General features: G+C 63.6%; 2 protein-coding genes and 1 pseudogene. 1 reads left to right on the top strand and 2 read right to left on the bottom strand.

Features of this window, described 5'->3' with window-relative positions; genetic code table 11:
• Nucleotides 1–201, top strand: a pseudogene (locus ACI38B_RS04775) (type IV toxin-antitoxin system AbiEi family antitoxin); the annotation flags it as partial.
• Nucleotides 202–218: 17 nt separating this feature from the next.
• On the opposite strand, the gene ACI38B_RS04780 reads toward ACI38B_RS04775, so the two are convergent.
• A complete protein-coding gene (locus ACI38B_RS04780) occupies nucleotides 219–1,001 on the bottom strand; it encodes a nucleotidyl transferase AbiEii/AbiGii toxin family protein (protein ID WP_439729750.1) in 783 nt (260 codons plus the stop codon).
• Nucleotides 1,002–1,003: 2 nt separating this feature from the next.
• Nucleotides 1,004–1,417 (bottom strand): hypothetical protein, encoded by a 414-nt coding sequence (locus ACI38B_RS04785; RefSeq protein ID WP_404439745.1) that lies wholly within the window; start codon nucleotides 1,415–1,417, stop codon nucleotides 1,004–1,006.
• Nucleotides 1,418–1,534: the final 117 nt, after the last annotated feature.

Genomic DNA, 1,534 nt, shown 5'->3' on the forward strand with positions numbered 1-1,534 from the left:
GGCGAGTACCGCACCCCGTACGGGGTGATCGAGTTCACGCACACCGCCCGCACGATCGACCGCATCGCGCCCGACCTGCTGCATCCCGAGGGCCGCGGCGTCCCGGTCGCCTCAAAACAGCTCGCCCTGCGCGACCTGAAAGCCACGGGACGCAACCTCGGCCTTGTAGACGACCAGTCGGTGTGGGACGAATCGATCTGATGATCAGCGCTGTCCGGTTATGCCATGGCGATTGGCGGCGCGCCGTTGCCCGTTCCCATATCCGGCCGGGGGTCCGGCATGGGAAGCATGACGCCTGCACTCCCCGGGATGACGCCGTCGTGTCCTGTCTGCCCCGTGGCGTCTCGCGGCTGGCCGCCGAGCAGTCCCGCCTTGTCCATGGTGCGCAGGAAACGGTCTTCGAGGCCTGCCGGGTCGATCAGCGGGTCGGGTTGTGTCCTGATCAGGTAATCGAACTGGTCGAGGTCCTTGTATTCGAGGGCCATGGCGAGCATATCCTTCGCGTCGGGCGTCAGATCGTCGTAGTACCGGTCGGCGATGAAGGAGATGTCGAACAGGTCCCTGATCTTGTCGCGGGACATGTACGCGGCGCATTTGAGTTTGCACATCTCGCTGATCGTGTAGGTCCTGATGCCGTTGATGATGACGGTCTTGTCTTCCGGGACTTCGCGTTTGCGGTGGGATACCTCGATTTTCAGCGGGGTGGCCGGGTTTCCGTAGTCCACGAACGCGCGCTGCACGGTGGGCGTGTTCTTTCCCTCGCGCCATGCGTATCCGTATTGCGAGCACGCACGGTCGATGGTGCGGAAGAAACGGGTCGCAGGCACGGATGCCCGCTGGCAGTCGAGGTCGATGTCCTCGGAGAACCTGTCGAGGCCGTAGCATTCCATCAATGCGGTGCCGCCCTTGAGGATGAAGGGGTTGTCTTTCGCCGTGTTGATGGCGGTGAGGATGTGTTCTATCGTCTGCCGGTGCGCGGCGGTGTCTGTCCGGTGTTCCATGGTCATGCCTTGGTGTCGTGTTGCCTGTCCTGCTTGTAGTCGAGCCATCGGCCGAGGTATTCGTGTCCCATGAACCGGTCGATTTGCGGCCAGTCCCGGCGGGTGTGGAGTTTCCATACCTGGTCCATGATCTCCCGGTCGTAGGCGGGGTTGGCGATGAAGTCGTCGCGCATGCCTTGCGCGCTGCCGTACAGGCCTTGTTCGATCAGGTCGAGGCAGGCGCGGATGTGGCTGGCGACGGGCATGACGCCGTGCCCGGGCACGTCCTGGGGTGTGATCCCGTAGTCGCCGAACGGGGAACGCCCGGATTCGAGGGTCATGGGATGCTGCCAGTCCATGGCGCTGAAATGCCAGTCGCCCGGCGTGCTTGTCCGGTCCCCCAGGTTCAGGGCGTGCATGCCCGTGACGTATCGCACGGCTCCTCCTTGCTTGGTTCCGGTGTGTGTTCCATTCTATGCCGCGCCTGTCACAGGATGCCGGGCATGCCCTGGATGTGGAGCATGTGCCGCAGGAGGGTGTCGATGCTGGTGATG

The sequence above is a fragment of the Bifidobacterium sp. genome (genome assembly GCF_051876855.1).
GTDB lineage: Bacteria > Actinomycetota > Actinomycetes > Actinomycetales > Bifidobacteriaceae > Bifidobacterium.

Bases quoted from the DNA above. Each gene is read 5' to 3' on its own strand.
- ACI38B_RS04780 (WP_439729750.1), bottom strand. From the start codon at position 1,001: ATGGAACACCGGACAGACACCGCCGCGCACCGGCAGACGATAGAACAC.